The sequence below is a fragment of the Qipengyuania gelatinilytica genome (genome assembly GCF_019711315.1).
Lineage (GTDB): Bacteria > Pseudomonadota > Alphaproteobacteria > Sphingomonadales > Sphingomonadaceae > Qipengyuania > Qipengyuania gelatinilytica.
The window spans coordinates 35,490-54,227 of the sequence record NZ_CP081294.1 but is presented as its reverse complement, the minus strand read 5'-3'; the positions used below and the strand labels follow the sequence as shown (position 1 = coordinate 54,227).

The 18,738-nt window shown below is 62.6% G+C and carries 21 protein-coding genes; 10 read left to right on the top strand and 11 right to left on the bottom strand.

All coding sequences use genetic code 11. The annotated features are described in order from the left end of the window. Positions 1 to 107: 107 nt before the first annotated feature. On the top strand, positions 108 to 863 hold the full coding sequence (gloB, locus tag K3136_RS00305; RefSeq protein WP_221430952.1) for a hydroxyacylglutathione hydrolase: 756 nt from the start codon (positions 108 to 110) through the stop codon (positions 861 to 863). Positions 864 to 865: 2 nt separating this feature from the next. Continuing rightward, the gene (locus K3136_RS00300; protein WP_221430951.1) at positions 866 to 1,840 is read left to right on the top strand and encodes an NADPH:quinone oxidoreductase family protein; all 975 of its coding nucleotides are present in this window, start codon (positions 866 to 868) and stop codon (positions 1,838 to 1,840) included. A gap of 66 nt (positions 1,841 to 1,906) precedes the next feature. Here the strand turns inward: K3136_RS00300 and K3136_RS00295 are convergent, their stop codons facing one another. The 8 genes from K3136_RS00295 to K3136_RS00260 form a co-directional block, all read right to left on the bottom strand. Next, a complete protein-coding gene (locus K3136_RS00295) occupies positions 1,907 to 2,491 on the bottom strand; it encodes a F0F1 ATP synthase subunit B (protein WP_221430950.1) in 585 nt (194 codons plus the stop codon). Then, entirely contained in the window at positions 2,484 to 2,978 is a 495-nt protein-coding gene (locus tag K3136_RS00290) for a F0F1 ATP synthase subunit B family protein (protein WP_221430949.1), read from the bottom strand. The genes K3136_RS00295 and K3136_RS00290 overlap by 8 nt, the downstream gene beginning before the upstream one ends. Before the next feature lie 82 nt (positions 2,979 to 3,060). Then, positions 3,061 to 3,288, bottom strand: coding sequence for a F0F1 ATP synthase subunit C (locus tag K3136_RS00285; protein ID WP_040964046.1), 228 nt, complete (start codon positions 3,286 to 3,288; stop codon positions 3,061 to 3,063). Positions 3,289 to 3,324: 36 nt separating this feature from the next. Further along, complete coding sequence (locus K3136_RS00280) at positions 3,325 to 4,113, bottom strand: F0F1 ATP synthase subunit A (protein ID WP_282099973.1); 789 nt, start codon at positions 4,111 to 4,113, stop codon at positions 3,325 to 3,327. Between the two features lie 54 nt (positions 4,114 to 4,167). Beyond that, positions 4,168 to 4,488, bottom strand: coding sequence for an AtpZ/AtpI family protein (locus K3136_RS00275; protein ID WP_221430948.1), 321 nt, complete (start codon positions 4,486 to 4,488; stop codon positions 4,168 to 4,170). A gap of 189 nt (positions 4,489 to 4,677) precedes the next feature. Further along, positions 4,678 to 5,070: a YdbL family probable chaperone protein gene (locus K3136_RS00270; RefSeq protein WP_221430947.1), complete on the bottom strand. Its 393-nt coding sequence runs from the start codon at positions 5,068 to 5,070 to the stop codon at positions 4,678 to 4,680. 11 nt (positions 5,071 to 5,081) lie between these two features. Further along, entirely contained in the window at positions 5,082 to 5,267 is a 186-nt protein-coding gene (locus K3136_RS00265; RefSeq protein ID WP_247711380.1) for a YnbE family lipoprotein, read from the bottom strand. Between the two features lie 65 nt (positions 5,268 to 5,332). Then, positions 5,333 to 8,554 (bottom strand): intermembrane phospholipid transport YdbH family protein, encoded by a 3,222-nt coding sequence (locus tag K3136_RS00260; RefSeq protein ID WP_221430945.1) that lies wholly within the window; start codon positions 8,552 to 8,554, stop codon positions 5,333 to 5,335. A 73-nt stretch (positions 8,555 to 8,627) separates the two neighbouring features. Here K3136_RS00260 and radC point away from each other — a divergent pair, with 73 nt between their 5' ends. After that, a complete protein-coding gene (gene radC, locus K3136_RS00255) occupies positions 8,628 to 9,326 on the top strand; it encodes a RadC family protein (RefSeq protein WP_221430944.1) in 699 nt (232 codons plus the stop codon). A 12-nt stretch (positions 9,327 to 9,338) separates the two neighbouring features. On the opposite strand, the gene K3136_RS00250 is transcribed toward radC, so the two are convergent. Next, positions 9,339 to 12,149: a DUF3857 domain-containing protein gene (locus K3136_RS00250; RefSeq protein ID WP_221430943.1), complete on the bottom strand. Its 2,811-nt coding sequence runs from the start codon at positions 12,147 to 12,149 to the stop codon at positions 9,339 to 9,341. 427 nt (positions 12,150 to 12,576) lie between these two features. Here K3136_RS00250 and purB point away from each other — a divergent pair, with 427 nt between their 5' ends. From purB to K3136_RS00225, 5 genes are read left to right on the top strand one after another with little or no spacing between them, the layout of a single operon-like run. Beyond that, complete coding sequence (purB, locus tag K3136_RS00245) at positions 12,577 to 13,887, top strand: adenylosuccinate lyase (RefSeq protein WP_221430942.1); 1,311 nt, start codon at positions 12,577 to 12,579, stop codon at positions 13,885 to 13,887. Positions 13,888 to 13,945: 58 nt separating this feature from the next. Then, positions 13,946 to 14,305, top strand: coding sequence for a hypothetical protein (locus tag K3136_RS00240; protein WP_221430941.1), 360 nt, complete (start codon positions 13,946 to 13,948; stop codon positions 14,303 to 14,305). Next, a complete protein-coding gene (pyrF, locus tag K3136_RS00235) occupies positions 14,302 to 14,976 on the top strand; it encodes an orotidine-5'-phosphate decarboxylase (protein WP_221430940.1) in 675 nt (224 codons plus the stop codon). The genes K3136_RS00240 and pyrF overlap by 4 nt, the downstream gene beginning before the upstream one ends. Next, a complete protein-coding gene (locus K3136_RS00230; protein ID WP_247711379.1) occupies positions 14,973 to 15,482 on the top strand; it encodes a GNAT family N-acetyltransferase in 510 nt (169 codons plus the stop codon). Before pyrF ends, K3136_RS00230 begins: the two co-directional genes overlap by 4 nt. 11 nt (positions 15,483 to 15,493) lie before the next feature. Beyond that, positions 15,494 to 16,135, top strand: a complete 642-nt coding sequence (locus K3136_RS00225; protein ID WP_221430939.1) for a phosphoribosylanthranilate isomerase — start codon at positions 15,494 to 15,496, stop codon at positions 16,133 to 16,135. A 66-nt stretch (positions 16,136 to 16,201) separates the two neighbouring features. Here K3136_RS00225 and K3136_RS00220 read toward each other — a convergent pair whose 3' ends face one another. After that, complete coding sequence (locus tag K3136_RS00220) at positions 16,202 to 16,672, bottom strand: outer membrane protein (protein ID WP_221430938.1); 471 nt, start codon at positions 16,670 to 16,672, stop codon at positions 16,202 to 16,204. 371 nt (positions 16,673 to 17,043) lie between these two features. Here K3136_RS00220 and rpsD point away from each other — a divergent pair, with 371 nt between their 5' ends. Together rpsD and K3136_RS00210 are read left to right on the top strand one after the other, a co-directional pair. After that, positions 17,044 to 17,658 carry a 30S ribosomal protein S4 gene (rpsD, locus tag K3136_RS00215; protein ID WP_221430937.1) on the top strand — a complete coding sequence of 205 codons (615 nt, stop codon included), beginning with the start codon at positions 17,044 to 17,046 and terminating at the stop codon, positions 17,656 to 17,658. A 143-nt stretch (positions 17,659 to 17,801) separates the two neighbouring features. Then, the gene (locus tag K3136_RS00210; protein ID WP_221430936.1) at positions 17,802 to 17,972 is read left to right on the top strand and encodes a hypothetical protein; all 171 of its coding nucleotides are present in this window, start codon (positions 17,802 to 17,804) and stop codon (positions 17,970 to 17,972) included. Here K3136_RS00210 and K3136_RS00205 read toward each other — a convergent pair. After that, a complete protein-coding gene (locus K3136_RS00205) occupies positions 17,969 to 18,721 on the bottom strand; it encodes a M50 family metallopeptidase (protein WP_221430935.1) in 753 nt (250 codons plus the stop codon). The genes K3136_RS00210 and K3136_RS00205 overlap by 4 nt on opposite strands. Positions 18,722 to 18,738 lie beyond the last annotated feature (17 nt).

Sequence of the window (18,738 nt, the reverse complement as noted above, 5' to 3'; positions counted from 1 at the left end):
TCAGGAAGGCCCGCTTGCTCACAGGAGCAGGCGGGCCTTTCCCTTTGGCGCTGGCAGGACTAGCCTTGCCGTCCTCGAGTAGCGAAGCGGTAAGACAGACAAAACTCATGCTAGAAGTTCACCAGTTCCCCTGCCTGTCCGACAATTACGGGTTCCTCCTCCACGATCCCGACAGCGGCGAGACCGCTGCGATCGATACGCCTGATGGCGCGGAATACCTCCGCCAGGCTAAGGCCAGGGGCTGGACGATCACGCAGATCTGGAACACCCACTGGCATCCCGACCACACGGGTGGAAACAAGGCCATTGTCGAAGCGACGGGCGCGACGGTGATCGCACCGCAAGAGGTCGAGAAAATCAGCCCTATCGACCGCGTGGTCGGCAATGGCGACAGCGTATCGCTGGGCGACTGGACCGCGCGCGTGATCGACGTGTCGGGCCACACCAACGGCCACATCGCTTATCACATTGCCGAGGCCGATACGGCTTTCGTGGGCGACAGCGTCTTTGCGCTCGGGTGCGGGCGCATGTTCGAAGGCGAGCCGGAACAGTTCTGGCACAGCCTCGACCGCATCCGGCAGCTGCCGGAAAACACGCAGCTCTATTGCGCCCACGAGTATACGGAGGCCAATGCCAGGTTCGCGCTGCACGCCGATCCCGACAATGCAGCGCTCCAGCTGTATGCAGCGCGCGTCGAGGAAAAGCGCGCCAAGGGGCAACCGACGGTGCCCACCCTGCTCTCCCGCGAGCTCGAAACCAACCCGTTCCTGCGCGCCGATAATGCCGATTTGCGTGACCGCTGGGGCGGGACCAATCCGGCAGAAACCTTCGCCGCACTGAGAGCCGCCAAGGACAATTTCTGACCATGAAGGCGCTCCAGGTCGGTAGCCTTAGTCCCGATCTATCGGGGACCGGACTGGTCGACATCCCCTGCCCTTCACGCGGTGCAGGCGAGGTCCTGGTCCGCGTTCGCGCCGCATCGCTCAACTACCCCGACTTGCTGATGACGCGCGGGGACTACCAGTTCAAACCGGAGGTCCCGTTCATTTCCGGGCTGGAAATGGCAGGCGAAGTCATTGCCGCCGATCCCGACAGCGGATTTGCGGAAGGCGACCGTGTGATGGGCGGCGCCAAGACAGGCGCTTTTGCCGAACAGGTCGCGCTTCCCGCCACGTCGCTTCGTGCGATCCCCGAGGGCCTGGACTTTGCGCAGGCGGCCGCAATGGGCGCGGCCTATCACACGGCTTATGTTGCGCTGGTTGAACTGGGTGGCCTTGAGCCGGGTCAGACCGTCCTCGTCCATGGAGCGAGTGGCGGCGTGGGGCTTGCCGCCTGCGATCTCGCCAGGGCTCTCGGTGCCACAGTCATTGCCGCCACGCATCGCGAGGACAAACTCAAGCATCTGCGGGATATTGCCCGGCCCAGCGCCGCAATCCTCAACACCGGCCGTTTCCGTGAAGAGGTTTCCGAGCTGACCGATGGCCGGCTTTGCGATCTCGTCTTCGATCCGGTCGGCGGCGACGTCTTCGACGAGAGCACGCGCTGCGTGACCTTCGGCGCAAAGCTGCTCGTGGTGGGCTTTGTGGCTGGAAGGATTCCCGAAATCGCGGTCAACATTCCGCTCATCAAGGGGTTCTCAGTTGTCGGCGTGCGCGCAGGCGAATACGCGAGGCGCTTCCCCGAGCGCGGGAAGCGTATTGCCGCTGCATTGGACAAGCTCGCTAGCGAGGGAAAGATTACCCCTCACATCGATCGCACCCTGCCCCTTGCCGACTGGCGCGAGGCTTTCGAGGCGATGGAACGGGGCGAGATCATCGGAAAAATCGTGCTCACCCCCTGACACGGGCACGCAAACGAAAAAGGGCGACCCGAAGGCCGCCCTTTCAAATTCGCTTGTGTCCGGAAATCAGATCCCGGCGATCAGCTTGTCGGCCAGCGCCTTGTCGGCCTCGGCATCGTGCTTTTCAGCGATCAGCTTGCGGCTTGCGCCGGTGGCAGCGGCAACGGCGCGGTTGCGCACGTCTTCGACGGCTTCGCGCTCTGCAGCGGCGATCTTGTCTTCGGCCATGCGCTTGCGGCGCTCGACCATTGCCTTGCTGTCGGCTTCCGCCTTCTCGAGGATCGCGTCGGCTTCGACCTGCGCGTTCTCGAGCATCGCTTCTGCGTCCTTTTCGGCGCCAGCGATCTTGTCGGCATATTCCTTGCGCAGCACCTCGGCTTCGGCACGAAGCTGCTTGGCTTCCTCGAGCTGTTCCTTGATCGCAGCGATCTTGCTGTCGAGGCCGCCGGCGATGGTCTTGTGAACCTTGGCGCCGAAGATCGCGAGGACCAGCAGGACGAACATCGAGACCGAGACAACCTGGAAGGGCGCGAGGCCCCACAGCTCGGGTTCGACATGCTTGCCAGCACCGGCGTCGATTTCAGTCGAAGCTTCCGGGGCCTCCGTAGTGAAGACTTCCGGCATCTGGTCGGTATTTGCAGGATTAGCCATGAGCCATCTGCTCCTTCACCGCCTTGGTGGCGACAGGCTTGGTCACCTTCACGCCGGCGAGCGTCTTGACGATGTCCTGCGCAGCTTCGACAGCCACGGTCTCGACTTCGGCCAGCGCCGCGGTGCGTGCTTCGGCGATACGTGCTTCGGCATCGGCAAGTTTCTTGTCGATACGGGTCTGGGCGGCCTTGAGCTTGGTTTCGCTCTTCTTGGCGCCTTCTTCCTTGGCCTTGGCAACGATCGCCTGCGCCGCAGCGCGGTTTTCGTTTTCCTTGACCCGCCAGGCTTCTTCCTGCTCGTCGGCGGCATCGCGCGCGGCCTTGGCAGCGGCGAGGTCGGCGGCGATCTGGCCGTCACGCTGGGCAACGGTGTCCATCACCTTGGGCACCATGCCCTTGCCGATGACGAAGAAGGTAATACCGAAGAAGACCAGCAGCCAGAAGACCTGGCTGGACCATGTATCGGCAAGCTGTGCTATCTGGGGCATTGCAGCTCTCGAAAAGCGGGTGACAGAAAAATTGCGGGCCGGTCAGGCGAACCCGACCGGCTCCGGAACATGATTTCGTCGATTAGGCGACGAAGATCAGGATCATGGCAACGACGAACGCCAGCAGGCCGAGAAGTTCGGCAGCGGCGAAGCCGATGAACAGGCGGCCCTGCTGGCCGTCGGCAGCACCCGGGTTGCGCAGTGCGCTTTCGAGGAACGAACCGAAGACGTTACCAACGCCGATCGCAGCCATACCGGCACCGATTGCAGCGAGACCAGCGCCGACGAGCTTTGCAGCTTCTACTTCCATGACAAACTCCTTTGGAAAAACTTTTGAATTGAAGACTTAGTGAAGGTTCTCGGCGTCGTTGATGTACAGCGACGTCAGAAGAGCGAAAACATAGGCCTGGATGCCCGCCACCAGCAGCTCGAGAGCGCAGATGCCGATCATCAGGATGAAGCTGGGCAGGCCGACCAGGAGGCCGAAACCGGCGCCAGCATTGGTGCCGTCGATCACGAAGCTCGACAGGACTTCCAGCAGCACGTGCCCGGCCATCATGGCCACGAACAGTCGCAGGCCGAGGCTGAAGGGACGCACCATGAAAGAGATGAATTCGATCGGCGCAATCACGGGGATCATCGGCAGCGGCGTGCCGTGCGGCACGAAGAGGCTGAAGAAGTGCAGGCCGTGGCGCCAGAAGCCGACGATCAGGACGATCGAGAAGCTGATGATCGCGAGCACACCGGTCACGGTGAAGTGGCTGGTGAAGGTGAACGGGTGGATCCCGGCGAGACCCAGCGGCAGCAGGCCGAGGAGGTTCGCGAACAGGATGAACATGAACAGGCTGAAGACATAGGGCACGTACTTGCGCCCGGCCTTGCCGATATTCGCTTCGAGCATGTTGTCGATGAATCCGGTGAAGGTCTCCACCATCATCTGCCAGCGCCCGGGAACCAGTTCACGCTTCATGCCGCCAAGCACGAAGAGGAAGAGCACCACCGTGGTGATCAGCATCCACATTGCGGAATTGGTGAAGGCGATATTGTATCCGGCCAGTTCCCAATTTTCCGAACCGGCAAGCGGTTGGATGGTGAACTGATACATCGGATCGACTTTGGCCTGTTCGGCTGCCACGTCTGAAATTCCCTAAATCCTGTAACGAAAGCCCTGCAATGGCCCCCTAAAGGGTCACTCGCCGGGCTTCTGATTTGCCGCGCGGATAATGTTCCTGAAGGCGACGACTATTCCGAGGAACAGGCCGACCAGCAGACCCCAGGGGTTGGTATCGGTGAAATAGCCAATGGCCCACCCGATAACCGTACCACCTAGAAGCCCCCCGAGCAGGTCGGCCAGAACACGGTTGCCGCTGCGATAGTTCGCATCGGCCCCGGAACCGGTCTTGCGGTTGCGTTGATCTTCGCGCTGCTGGGCGGCACTGAGCCGCTTCTCCAGCGCGTCAATCCGCGCATCCTCCTCGATGGGTTTCCGTGCGGGTTCGTCGTCGCTCATGCCTTACTCCTTAAAGGGGGTTGCGCGGCACGCGCAGGGACTTGCCCGCCAAGGGCGCCGCCCCCTTAGAAGGGGGGCATTTTAGAGTCAACATGGAGAGCCGCCCAAATACCCCTCCCCCGTTGCAAAAAAGCCTCCCCCCGGCACGCAGCAGGGGAGAGGCTCTGAATTCATTACGTCCCGATCGCTTCAGGGACAGCGCGAATCGCGCATCGGCGGCGCGGTCGTGCGGGTCTGCCAGCTGCCATCGGGCGCCTGGTATTTTTCGCCCGGTACGGTCTTCGCAATCGCGATGCATCCGGCGGTCAGCGCGTATTCCTCGAGCGTGGCGTTCGATTCCTGCGCTTTTTCCGAATAAACGGCGCGGCGCTTGATATTGATGTCGTTGACGATCCGGCGCAGTTCGGCCGTTTCCGCCACCACGATGCCGAGATAGCCGTCCATCTTCTCGCCCACCTCGCCCGCTGCGCGTGCAGCGGCATAGGCAGGGTCTCGCTGGGCGTAAGCCGGTGCAGCGATACCGCCGAGCGCTGTCGCAATCGCGGCGCCGGTGAGGATAGCCTTGGTAAGTCGCTTGGTCATAAAATCACCCATCAGAAAATATCCGCATTTTCCTCGATCGTATTGCCCGCATCTTCCGCGAGCCGGTAGATCACTTCCTGGCGAATGTTCACATTGAGCTCGATCACGATCGGCTTATCCGGTGCTTCCACCGTGATGCAGCCTGCCAGCGTGAGCGAGGCCACTGCGGCCACCGCCATCTTCCTTATTCCGCGCATGCCCTGTTTTCCCTGCATTATGCCGGTTGTCGCAAGGCCTCCGCGGTCCGTCAATTCATCGCTTGTCATAGGCCTTGTTCGCTTTCCTCGTCCTGAATGGCGGGTTCATCCGGAATCACGTCTTCCGGATCGATATCGGGTTCCACTTCCTCGCCGGTGATCGATCGGCGCAGCAGCCGCTTGCCATCGTCGCTGAGCAGGCCCAGCTCGCGCGGGTCGCGCACCGAGGCCGGGTCGTACATCGACCTGATGGAGGTCAGCAGCTGGTAGAACTGTGCGCGGATATTGATGCGGAACTGGATCGGCAGGTCCGCGATCTGGCGGGTTATGAAATTGGTTTCGGCCTCTTCGCCCTGGCGCACGCCGTCGAAACGCACCTGCGTCACGATCTCGCCGGTGAGCGGCCCGTTCATGACTACGCGCATCTGCGAATAATCGAGGCTGCGCAGCGCATCGAAGGCGAAGTTGGCAATTGCGGAGAGGTCTTCGTAGGTCAGATCGCCGACATAGGAGATATTGCCCCCCGGCGGCCGCGAGATGAGGATGCTGTCCTCGATCCGGCCATTGCCATCGGTGTCGAAGATGATCGGGACGGTGCCGTCGAAGATGCCGGTCGCCGAGATATTCTCAAGCTCCATCTGGGCGATGAATTGCGCCGCATCCAGCCCGACGATCTCGAAGATATAGGCTCGTTCCTCGCTGACACCGAGATTGAGGTCGACCTCGCGCAGGATCAGCTCGCCGCCCATGAACGGCCAGCTGCCACCGCTTACGGCCAGCAATTCGCCATTCTCGAGGCGGAACTCCACCTCTCCGTCGAAGACCTCGATACCCGGATTGACCGACCCGACGCGGATTTTCTGGCCGGGCGCGGTGGTGAGATTGAGCAGGTCGGTAAACTCCACCGTGCCGCTGGCGCCCTTCACCGGCCCGAATGCCGCTGCGAAATCGAGATTGTCGGAGGAGAAAGACCCGGTGCTGGTCACTTCGCCATCCGAAGCCCAGTCAATACGGCCCTCGCCCGTAATCACGCCCTCCGCATTGGCGATGACGCCCAGCGCAAGCTGGCTCAGGTCTTCGGGTTGCAGCAGCTCGTCGAACCGCAGTCCTTCGATGTCGAGGTCTGCATATCCGCTGCTGGTTGCGAGGTTGTGACGGATATCGACATCGGTCACGACCCTGTCGGAACCGGGGTTTCGGAGGGTCGCTTCGGCGTCGATGATATTGTCGAACAGCACAAGCGACGCGTCCCTCGCGACCAATGGCTCGAAACGCTCTTCTTCATTACGGTCGATCAGGCGGAAACTGGCGTCCCCGATCGCCAGCTTGCCGTCGGTGTAGTCCCAATTGCCCGAGGTGTTGACGAGGGTCATCGGAACAGCGGCAAGCGCGATTTCAGCGTCCGCGTAACTGCCCGAGATGTTTTCACCGATCTCGGCGTCCAGATCCGAGATAACGAAGCGGCTCGCGGTGCCGACTGGTCCGAGCGAGATATCGAGATCACGCGCGCGAACCGTGCCGGGATAAGCGAAGCCGACCGGCCCGCTTGCGATGCGTATCGGGGTGTCACCGAGGCTGCCTGCAAGCTCGAGCGACGGCGCTCCGGCGGCGATTTCCAGCCCGCCCGCACCATTGGTGAGAATGGCTCCACCAGTCGGTGGGCACAGCGTGAGGCCCGGACCTTCTATCGCGAGATCGGCAAAGGCAAGACGGCTGAAGGAAACGCGGGTGCATTCGCGCCAGACAGCCAGCCTGCCACCCGGCTCCCACCGCCCCTTTACCGGAAGCGAAAGCCCTTCCACCGCGCCGCCGGGCAGCGGTCCGCTCGCCTCGACATTGCCTGCAAAGCCGAGCGCCCCGCCAGAGGATTGAGCGATGGTTATCCCGGGAATTGCGATGCGCGAAGGACCGGCCTCGTAAGGGGCCATCGACAGGCGGAACACGGCATCGTCCCCACTGGTGCGCTCCATGCGGCCATTGATGCGCGGGATGCCCGGACCGCCGGTGGCGAGATTTCCGGAGAATTGTGCGGCTTCGTCGCCTGCTGCATTCATTTCGAAGCGAGACAGGGACAGGATGCGGGCGCCGCTGCCACCGATCATCTCGACCCGCGGTATCAGCAAGAGCGTATTGTCCGCGTCCGAGCGGTAGGTGAGTTGACCCGACAGCGAACTCCCGCGGGCCTCCGCCTGCAGCGCGTTGCCGATACGCCTGGCTATCGGTTCGAGCAGCGTGCCTTCACCCGAAGACGCAAGGGTCTGGATCGCGGACACGGACTCGCTTCCGAGCCTCAGCCCATTGCCCTCGATATCGCTTTCGACCTCCATCCGCGCGAAGTTCTCTCGCGCACGCAAGACGCCTTCGGCAGTGACCACGGCGGCGAGCACCTGCGGGCTTTCCGCACCGCGTAGCGCAAGCGTGTAACGCGCATTGGCATCCTCGCCGCGCAGTTGGGCGCGGACAGTGCCCGTCAGCGACTGCGCGGAGAAATCGGCATAGCGCGTGTCGCCTGCCTCGATCCGCGCGGTCAGCGAGGGATCGCTCAGCTCAGAAGTCATCTCCAGCTCGATATCGGCAACCATGTCGGCCAAAGCGAGATCCATCGCTGGGCAGGTTACACCCGAAGAGCGCAGCGGCCCTTTAAAAGACGGCTGCCCCGCCGAGGTTTCGAGCTGTCCGTACAGCGTTGTCGCTTCGGCTTCGCATCCCGCGAAATCCAGTTCAGGTGCCGTGGCCGCAAAGATGCCTGCAAACCCGTCATACAGCCCGCCTTTGCCTTCCAGCTTCAGGCCCACCGGTCCGTAGTCGGTTTCGATCAACCCGCGCCCGTCGACGATCTTGAGGTCTATCCGAGGCAGGCCCGGCGGCCCTCCGCTTTCACCGAAGATGACCGGATCGAGCGAACCGAAGCTCAGTTCGCCGTCGACGTAACGTCCGTAGAGCCGCGGGTTGAAAAGCCTGACTTCGCCGATTTCGGGCAGGCCGATCTTGTGCTGGAGCCGGATAACGACACGGTCGGCCGTGAAATCCGGCTGGTCGGGATCGCCCAGCACGAGATTGGAAATGATCTGGGTTCGGCCCCCGACGCGCGCGATATCATATGCCGCGGGAATGTCGTTCGCTGCCAGCTGGTCGCGGATGAGGTCGTCGACGATGCTTTCGCGGCTCGCCCAGGCCACGAGAAAGACAGCCAATAAGACGAGAATCGACAAGCCGGGAATGGCCCAGCGCTTCTTGCGCCAGCGCGGCCTTCCTGTTTTCAAATCAAGATCTTCGGACCCGTCCATTCAACCCCACACTTGCGCCCATCGCGGCAGGAAGGCAATGTAAGGCATTGAAACGCTTGGGGGGAGAAAAAGGTTGCCGGAAGAGGCCAGCAATGCGGCGGCACATGCCGGCACCGGCCATCGGGAGCGCCTGCGGCAACGCCTTCTCAAGGGCGGCGCCGATGCCTTGGCCGATTACGAACTTCTGGAATTCCTCCTGTTCTCGGCCATTCGCCAGGGCGACACGAAGCCGCTGGCGAAACGACTCATCGAACGGTTCGGCAGCTTTGCCAGCGTGCTGGATGCCGACCCGGGCGCGCTCGCGCAGGTCAAGGGCATGGGCATGGCCAGCGCGGCGGCCCTGCACGCCGTTTCCCTTGCCGCACGGCGCAAGGCCCGCGGAACAGTCGAGCAGAAGCCGGTGCTGGGCAGCTGGCAGGCACTGCTCGACTACCTGGCGATCGACATGGGCGATCTGAAACACGAGCGCGTACGCGTCCTCTATCTCGATACCCGCAACCGCCTGATCGACGATCACCTTGCGGCGGAGGGATCGATCGACGAGGCGGCCATCCATCCGCGCGAAGTGATCCGCCGTGCTTTTGACAAGGGCGCGAGCGCGCTGATCCTCGTCCACAATCATCCCAGCGGCGATCCCGAACCGAGCCGGGCGGACATCCAGATCACCAGCCGGATTGCGGAAGCCGGACGCCTGCTGGGCATCACGGTCCACGACCATGTGATCGTGGGCCGCGGCACTCATGTATCGCTCAGGGCAAAGGGCCTGATCTGATAGCAGGCAGGCCTAGTCGACCTTCACCTCGTGCAGGTCGTAGCGTGCCTTGAGTTCGGGCGAGATGCGCAGGGCGATATCGATGTCTTTACGACCACCCTTGTCGCCCATCGCAAGGCGGACGGCGCCGCGAAGGTAGTGCGATGCGGACAGGCCCGGGCTCAGTTCCAGCGCGCTGTCGAGATCGGCCAGCGCAGCGTCGTAATTGCCCATACGATAGTAGACCATCGCTCGGCTATCGAGCATCGGCGCGCTGTTGTTCGCACGTTCGATTGCGCGGGTGCAGACATCGAGTGCGCCTTCGAGCCCGGTGTTGAAGAGCCCGCGGAACCAGCAGTCGGCATTGAGACCGTCGGCATCCTGCGGCTTGTCGGCGGTTTCCTCGGCAAGCGCGGCGAGCGCGGCTGCAGTATCGCCCTTGAGGCCCATTACGGTCGCATAGGTTCCGGCATAGCCCGAACTGTCGTCATCGGAGATCGGGAGGCTTTCCAGCAGCTCGAGCGCCTCGTCATAGCGGCCTTCGTATGCCATCAGCTCGGCGAGCTGCATTGCGGTCCAGTTTTCCGGCTCGATATCGTAGGCGCTCTGGAGATCGGCAATCGCGTCGTCGGCGCGGCCGAGCGAATAGAGGATGCCTGCGCGCCACTGCAGCACGTCTGCGGAAGTGTTCTTTTCCACCAGCACGTCGACATCGGCCAGCGCGTCCTCGAACCGGTAGATATCGTGGAAGAAGCCCGCGCGCGCGGTGAGCGGCGTGTAATCATCCTCTTCCGCGAATTCGATCGCCTTGCCGTATTCGGCAATGATCGGGGCGACCCGCTTGTCGAGTTCCTTGCGGTCGAGTTCCCAGCGCCACACGACGTCTTCGGGAGCCACGAGGCGGCTTTCCTCGCTGGCGTAGCGGCGCACCGCACGCTTCACTTCGGGCAGCTGATCCGGCGCAATCTCTCCAAGGTTCTGGATGATCTCCACCTCGCCCGAGAAACGGTTGCCCTCAAGGCCCGAGAGCCCGGAAATCCGCGTATTCGCGTAGTTCGCCTCGAGCTTTTCGGCCCCTTCGTAAACGAAGCCTGTCATATCGTCGGGCAGGATCAGTTCGCCGATGATGCGATTGCGCATCGGCCCGTTCGTCGCAACGGGGATATCCCGCCATTCCGGCTTGGCACGGTTCGCATTGAAGGCGGCGTTGGGTGCCACGTCGGAATCGACGACGAGACGTCCCTGCTTCCATTCGAAATCGGAATTGGCGATGCCGGTAACGATCAGCGTTCCGACCGCCTCCTCTTCATCGTATTCGAGCGATACTGCGCTGACCGCACCGCCACCATTGTTGGATGCAAAGCTCTTCGCGACCTGCCGCAGCGAATCCTCGTCGGCTTCGTCAGCCATCTTGCGGAAGCCCGCGCCTTGCGGGCCGTAGAACTGCATCTCGAGCGTGAAGAGCGCCGGCAGGTCGATGCCCGCTGAATAATCCGACACGACCGACATCACCATGGTCGGCGACGGCTGGTCGCGCTGGGTCATCTCAACCAGATCATTGCCTTCGGCGGTCAGCGGCAGCGCGTAATAGAAGGGCGGAACGGCGGCCATGTTCGAGACGCGGGTCGCTGCGCTGGTGCCATCCAGCCAGTAATCCTTCCCGTCGATGGTCGCGCGCACGATCATGTGGTCGAAATTGCCCGGCACCGGCAACAATTCGGGAATTGCGTCGCCGCCGCGGGACTTGACCAGCACGGTCTGCGACTGGATGCCCATCTCGCTGAGCAGAGCATGGAGCAGGACCGACTTGGCCTTGCAGTCTCCGTACCGCTTTTCCCAGGTCAGGTCGGCGTCCTGCGGGAGGTAATTGCCGCCATCGAGGCCGTTGAGGAGGTAGCTCACCTCGTCCTGCACCAGCTGGGTCGCCAGCGCGGCGCGGCGTAGCGGATCGTCGGTTTTCGCCATGATGGCGCGGGCCTGCGCCGCGATCTCGCTACCGGGTTCGACCTGCGCAGCCTTGGTGAAATGCGGCTCCATGGTGCGGGAAAGTTCCTGCCAGTCGGCATAGGTGCCGACACGCAGGACCGGAGCGCGCTTGAAACGCGAGGGCGCATCGTAAGGCATCTCCGGCATTTCGGCGAGCGGCAGCGTGACCTCGATCCGCTTTTCGCCGTCCTTGCTTACCGGATCGCCCAGCGCCGCGTGATCTTCCGCGCGCCAGTAGATCTGCTCGTCCTCGGGCCAGCTGACGATGGTACGCGCGAAACCGACCTGCCACGGCTCGGTCCACAGGTATTGGAGGACCTGCATCTCGTCACCCAGCGCCTGGTCATCGATCGTTACCGAGTGCGTTACGCGCAGGATATCGCCAACCTGAAGGCCCGGGACCGCGAGTGTCGCGGTGAGTTGCCCATCGAGCAGGCGCTGCTCGAGGCCCTGCTCACGCCGGATGACATCGAATTCCGCACCCTGCCCGATCACGTCGATGCTTTCACCGGCGCGCTGGATTTCCACGCGGTGGATGGTCAGGTCGCCCTTGTCCGGCAGCCAGCTGAGCGAGATGGTACCATGCTCCATCAACGCCTGCGGGTTGTCGATGCGGGTCGCGGTATCGCTGTAACTGGTAACGACGCCGTCTTCGAGGCGATGCTGCCAGTCCATGATGAGCGCAGCCGGACCTTCGGACGCGGCCTCTGCCTCTAGCGAGGCGGGTTCGACCCATTCCGACGCCTCTCCGTAGAGGACTTCCTCGCCAGCAAAGGCGGGCGCAGCAATGGCATAAAGGCAAACGCTGCTGGTTAAGGCGGCGAGACGTAGTTTCGAGAGGTTCAGTTGATCGATCATGGAGCACAGTCTACCGCAGGCTGCGGCTCAATCAATGGCATTCCGACTAAAAGCGACGAACCGTTTCAGTCGTAAACCACCGATCACTCGCTGATTACCGGCTTTCCTGAAAAAGTACGGTAAATAAGTCCCCTATACCGTGACCGCCTTTGCTGGTCTGAAAACCGAAGATGGCATCTTCTTAAGCCGGCATACCGCCAATTCTATTTATTCCTCACACAAAGCCGGCACAGGAAATTGGTCTCGTTTGCGCGAGTATCGCGGCCACTTCACTCACGATGGCGGTCGACCGGCGCCGCGTCTCGGAATGGCGCATGGATACGGCTGTGTACTGGCTATTCCAGACCGGTTTGCGGGCTTGAATTTCCGGCCTTCCCGCTCTAGCCGCGCAGGTAATTCCCCGCCTCTTCCCATCCCGGAGTCTCCCATGGTCCCCCGTTACGCCCGCCCCGCAATGACTGCCATCTGGGAGCCGGAGGCGCGCTACCGCATCTGGTTCGAAATCGAGGCACATGCGACCGAAAAGCTGGGCGAACTGGGCGTGGTCCCCAAGAGCGCCGCCAAGGCACTATGGGACTGGTGGGCCACCGACCCGGTCATCGACGTTCCCGCCATCGACGCAATCGAGGCAGTCACCAAGCACGACGTCATCGCCTTCCTCACCTGGGTGGCTGAAAACGTGGGCGAGGAGGCGCGCTTCATGCACCAGGGGATGACCAGCTCCGACGTGCTCGACACGACGCTTGCCGTACAACTTGCCCGCTCGACCGACCTGCTGCTTGAAGACCTCGACGACCTCCTCGCCGCGATCAAGCGCCGCGCGGAGGAGCACAAGTATACGCCGACCATCGGCCGCAGCCACGGCATCCACGCAGAGCCGGTCACCTTCGGCCTCAAGCTGGCGCAGGCCTATGCCGAGTTCGACCGCTGCAAGACCCGCCTGATCGCCGCGCGCGAGGAAATCGCCACCTGCGCGATCTCGGGCGCAGTCGGCACCTTCGCCAATATCGACCCGAGCGTTGAAGAGTACGTTGCGGAAAAGCTGGGCCTCAAGCCCGAACCCGTGTCCACGCAGGTCATCCCGCGCGATCGCCACGCCATGTATTTCGCGACGCTCGCCGTAATCGCCGGTTCGATCGAACGCCTTGCGGTGGAAGTCCGTCACCTCCAGCGTACCGAGGTTCTGGAAGCGGAGGAGTTCTTCTCCAAGGGCCAGAAGGGTTCGAGCGCGATGCCGCACAAACGCAACCCGATCCTGACCGAGAACCTCACCGGCCAGGCCCGCATGATCCGCGCCTACGCCCTGCCCGCGCTCGAAAATGTGGCGTTGTGGCACGAGCGCGATATCTCGCACTCTTCGGTCGAACGTTTCATCGGTCCCGATGCCACGATCACGCTCGACTTCGCCCTCGCACGCCTCACCGGCGTGATCGACAAGCTGCTCGTCTACCCTGAGCGCATGCAGGCGAACATGGATCGTATGGGCGGCCTCATCCACTCGCAGCGAGTGCTGCTCGCCCTCACCCAGAACGGCGTAAGCCGCGAGGATGCCTACCGCCTTGTCCAGCGCAACGCGATGAAAGTGTGGGAATCGGACGGCAAGCTGATGCTGCTCGACCTGCTCAAGGCAGACGAGGAAGTGACCGCAGCGCTGACCGAAGAGCAGCTCGAGGAACGCTTCGACCTCGATTACCACTTCAAGCAGGTGGACACGATTTTCGACCGGGTCTTCGGCTAGACGCGCGCAGCTTGTCGGCCTAGCATCGCGCTACAAGACAATCGGGGAGGCACCCATAATGCAAATCGTAAGGACGATCCTGTGGATCCTGCTGTTGGTGGGCGTGATCGCCTTTTCCTTCGGCAACTGGGATCGCCAGATCGATGTGCGCATCTGGCCCGGCATCGTCTGGGACACGCGCGTTCCGGCGCTGGTCATCGTGTCGTTCCTGCTCGGCCTGCTGCCGATGTGGATCTATCACCGCGGTGTGCGCTGGCGGCAGGGACGCCGGATTACCGCGCTCGAAACCGCGACCCAGAAAATGGCATCGCCCAAGCCTGACGCGAGTATCGAGCCTGCACGTCCCTATCCCCCGAAGAAGGACGTGCCGCCCGAAGCCGCCAATCCCGTCGATCCGGAACCCAGCGAGAATTCATGAGCAACCCCGTCTATCTTGCCCTCGACGTTCCGCGTTTGCGCGATGCGGTCGCGCTTGCCGAGCAGGTCAAGGCGCATGTGGGCGGGATCAAGCTGGGTCTGGAATTCTTCTGCGCACACGGCGCGCATGGCGTGCACATGATCGGGCAGCTGGGCCTGCCCATCTTCCTCGACCTGAAACTTTACGACATTCCCAATACGGTCGCGGGCGCGATGCATGCGATCCACAATCTCGAACCGGCCATCATCACCATCCATGCCAGTGGCGGGCGCGCGATGATGGAAGATGCCAAGGCAGCTGCGGGCGAGAATACGAAGGTCGTGGGCGTGACCATGCTGACCAGCATGGATGATCGCGACCTCGAGCGGACCGGCATCAAGGGCAATGCCCACGACCAGGTCATGCGCCTTGCCGATCTTGCGCAGGAAAGCGGCCTCGATGGGATCGTGTGTTCGGGCCACGAGGTGAATTCGGTCCACGACCGCTGGAAAGGCGGTTATTTCGTCGTCCCCGGCCTGCGTCCGGCAGGAAGCGCGGTCGGCGACCAGAAGCGCGTCGTCACTCCGCGCCAGGCGCGCGACGATGGTGCCAGCGTCCTCGTGATCGGACGACCGATCAGCCGCGCCGAAGACCCGGCCGAAGCCGCCCGCGCAATCGAGGCGACGCTTTGACGGCAATCGTGGTGGCGTCGAATGACGACGCCGGAGAGCTCAAGCAGCTGCTCGAGAGCGCCTATCGCGGGGACAGCGCGCGCAAGGGCTGGAACCACGAAGCCGACCTGCTCGACGACGAACGCGTGTCGCTGGAGGAGGTCGAGCGGTTACTTGCCAATCCCGATGTAGCCATGCTGGCCGCTCGCGATGATGCGGGCGCGATCATCGGCTGCGTCGCGGTGACCCGGCGCGACGAGCGGCTCGGTTATCTCGGCATGCTGTGCGTGTCGCCCACCCTGCAGTCGGGCGGACTGGGTGGCCGGTTGCTGCACGCAGCGGAGCGTCAGGCGCAGGATTTCGGCCTCGGTGCGATGGAGATGACCGTCATCTCGCAGCGCGAGACGCTGATCGCCTGGTACGAGCGCCGCGGATACGTGCGAACCGGCGAAAGGCGCCCCTTCCCCGTCCTGCGTGATCCGCCGCTTGAATTCGTCGTGCTGGAAAAGCCGCTCGGCGCTTCCTAGAAAGCATCTCGATGGCAAGCCGGATCAAGATCTGCGGGATATCGACACCCGAAACACTCGACGCGGTTCTGGCGGCGCGCGCCGAATACGTCGGCTTCAACTTCTTCCCGCCCAGTCCGCGCCATGTCTCGTTCGATCGGGTGGCAGCCCTGGCCTCGCGCGCGGGTGACCGGATATCGAAGGTCGGAGTTTTCGTCGATGCCGATGATGCGCTGATTGCCGCCGCCGTGGAAACAGGGAAGCTCGATGCGATCCAGCTTCACGGAGAGGAAGTGCCGAAAAGGGCCAGCGAACTCAAGGCGCGTTTCGGCAAGCCCGTGTGGAAGGTCATCCCGGTCTCTTCCGCCGCAGACATCGCACGGGGCGCAGACTATCGCGGCGCAGCTGATTTCATCCTCTACGATGCGAAGACGCCCAAGGACGCGGCCCTGCCCGGCGGCATGGGACTGCGCTTCGACTGGTCCCTTCTGCGAGAGGAGAAGAGCCGTCTGCCTTGGGGACTGGCCGGAGGCCTGTCAGCCGCGAACGTCGCGGATGCGATAGCGCAGACCGGCGCGCAGATGGTCGATACCTCCTCGGGCGTCGAAACGGCCCCCGGCGCCAAGGACGGCGATGCGATAGCAGCCTTCTGCTCGGCCGTGCGCAAAGCCTGACACGCAAAGAAAAAGGGGCGGAACCGCATCGGCGGCCCGCCCCTTGCAATCATCTTGCGGCAGACCTTAGAAGGTCAGGCCGACAACTGCGTTGACTGCGTCTACATCGACGAAATCGTCGAAGTAGTGACGGTATTCTGCGCCGAGGTAGAGGCTTTCACCCAGCTTGTGGTGATAGCCGGCACCCAGGTGCCATGCGTCGCCGCCATCGTCGTCGAGCGTGAAGTCGTAGCCGCCGGTTGCGAACAGCTTGCCTTCGTCACCGACCTTGAGGCCGAGGCGTGCGGTGGTGCCGATCAGCACGTCCGCGCCTTCGACGAGGATCTTGTCGCCCGACAGTTCGACGCCTGCGAAAGCGGTCTCGCCGAGGTCGAAATCGTAGCCGACAGCAGCGCCGAGGGTGGCTTCGCTGAAGTCTTCGACCCAGATCACGCCGCCACGGACTTCGGCGCGGAATTCGCCGCTTTCGTCTTCTGCTGCTGCCGGGGTGGCGACAGCGGCTGCGGCCACTGCGGCGAGGAGTGCGAACTTACGCATAGTGAGTATTCCTTTTTTGGTTTTATAGTCCCGCATCGGCGGGGGGCGCGGCCTATTGCCGCCCGCACCGATTGGTTCAAGCACTAGTAACGACAGGTGAACCGGTTGATCTAACATGTTGCCATAACGCCACTTATTGTGCGTGCGGCATGTCATTTGTTATAGGGAGCGGAAAGGAAACTTCGGCGCTCTCCTGCCACCTGCGCCGACTCCGCTTGACGCAGTGCAATATCCTGCTATTCGCGCGCTTCGCTAATTGGCCCCGCACCCCGGTGAAGCGGTGGCCGCGTAGAAATCCGAGGATTTCTACGGTGCGATGCCGGGTTGGATGGCTGCCGATGGGGTAGCTCAGCAAATTGAAGGAAAGACTTATGTCGAAGCGCAAGAGCGCCAAGTACAAACTCGACCGCCGGATGGGTGAAAACATCTGGGGTCGTCCGAATTCCCCGGTCAACAAGCGTTCGTATGGCCCCGGCCAGCACGGCCAGCGCCGCAAGGGCAAGATGTCCGACTTCGGCCTGCAGCTGCGCGCCAAGCAGAAGCTCAAGGGCTACTACGGCGACGTGACCGAGAAGCAGTTCAAGCGCACCTACAAAGAAGCGTCGGCCATGAAGGGCGACACCGGTCAGAACCTGATCGGCCTGCTCGAACAGCGTCTCGACATGGTCGTGTACCGCGCCAAGTTCGCACCGACCATCTTCGCAGCCCGCCAGATCGTGAGCCACGGCCACATCTACCTCAACGGCGTGAAGACCAACATCGCATCGGCCCGCGTCAAGGTCGGCGACGTCGTCAGCCTCGGCAGCAAGGCAAAGGAAATGGCTCTCGTCATCGAAGCGCAGAGCCTGCCCGAGCGTGAAATTCCCGATTATGTCGCGCCCGACGGCAACGACAAGATCACCTTCACCCGCGTGCCGAAGCTCGACGAAGTGCCCTACCCGGTCACCATGGAGCCGAACCTCGTGGTCGAGTTCTACTCGCGCTAATCGGTCCGGTAACGGAACAGCAAAGGGCGGTCCTTCGGGGCCGCCCTTTTCGTTTGTCACACCGGAAAACATCCCCAACGGTTCGTCGCATTTTCAGTGACTTGGCGGAAACCCGATGCCGGATGCCGAGTTTCGATGATACTATGACACAATATCGTTTCGTAACCTGCCAGCGCGCGGGGAAATGGTACGCCAGCCTTGCCGAGGCACAGCAGCAGGCGAACCGTATCGGCGCTGGCTTCACCGATGCTCTGGGCCACTTCATAGCCTATCGCGGGACAATCCTCGAAATGCGAGACGCCTCCGCCAGCTAGCGCCGGTGCGCGATCTTCAGCGAGTAGAAGACCATCGCCAGGATTATCGCGGTGATGAGGCCGCCCCAGAACCAATAGGGCAGCAACAGCGCCTGTTCGATATGGCCGGTATCGGAAATCTGCATCTGGCCTTCCAGGTACCCGCCCTGGCTGAACAGGTAGCCGAAGTCGCTATAGATCGAGATGCAGCCCTGTACGCCGAGGAACTGGACCGCAAACCGCCGGTGAGCCTCGCGTCCATAATAGGCAATGGCAAGGCAGGCCGCGCCAAGAGCGGGCAAGATTGCCCAACCGGTCGTCGACCTCACCCAGATCAGCGTGGAACCGATAAGCGCGATGCCGAGCAGGATGAGTGCCGCTTTGGTCGCCCTATGCGTTCGTGAGGCGAGGATAAGGGCGCAGCCGGCAACGGTTGGACCGAGCAGCCCTGCACCGGCGATGACCGCCCGCGACAGGCGTGATGGCTGCCCTTCCGAAACATGCAGCGCATAACCCGACCCGTTCGGAAAGATCACCAGCCGTTCGAAGTCGTTACCGAAGGCCATGGCAGCCAGCCCGTGTCCCATCTCGTGGAACCAGGTGGCGAGGATGCTGAAGGGATAGAGGACATATCCGCCATAGGGCGAATGCCACAGCAGGATCGAGATCACGCCGATCAGGACGAGCAGCGTGATCTCGCGATTGTCAGCTTGCCTGCTGTGGGAGGCGGGCCGGTTGCGCCATGCGCGGGTATTGTCCTTCCAGCCCACTGATCCTCCCTTGCGTG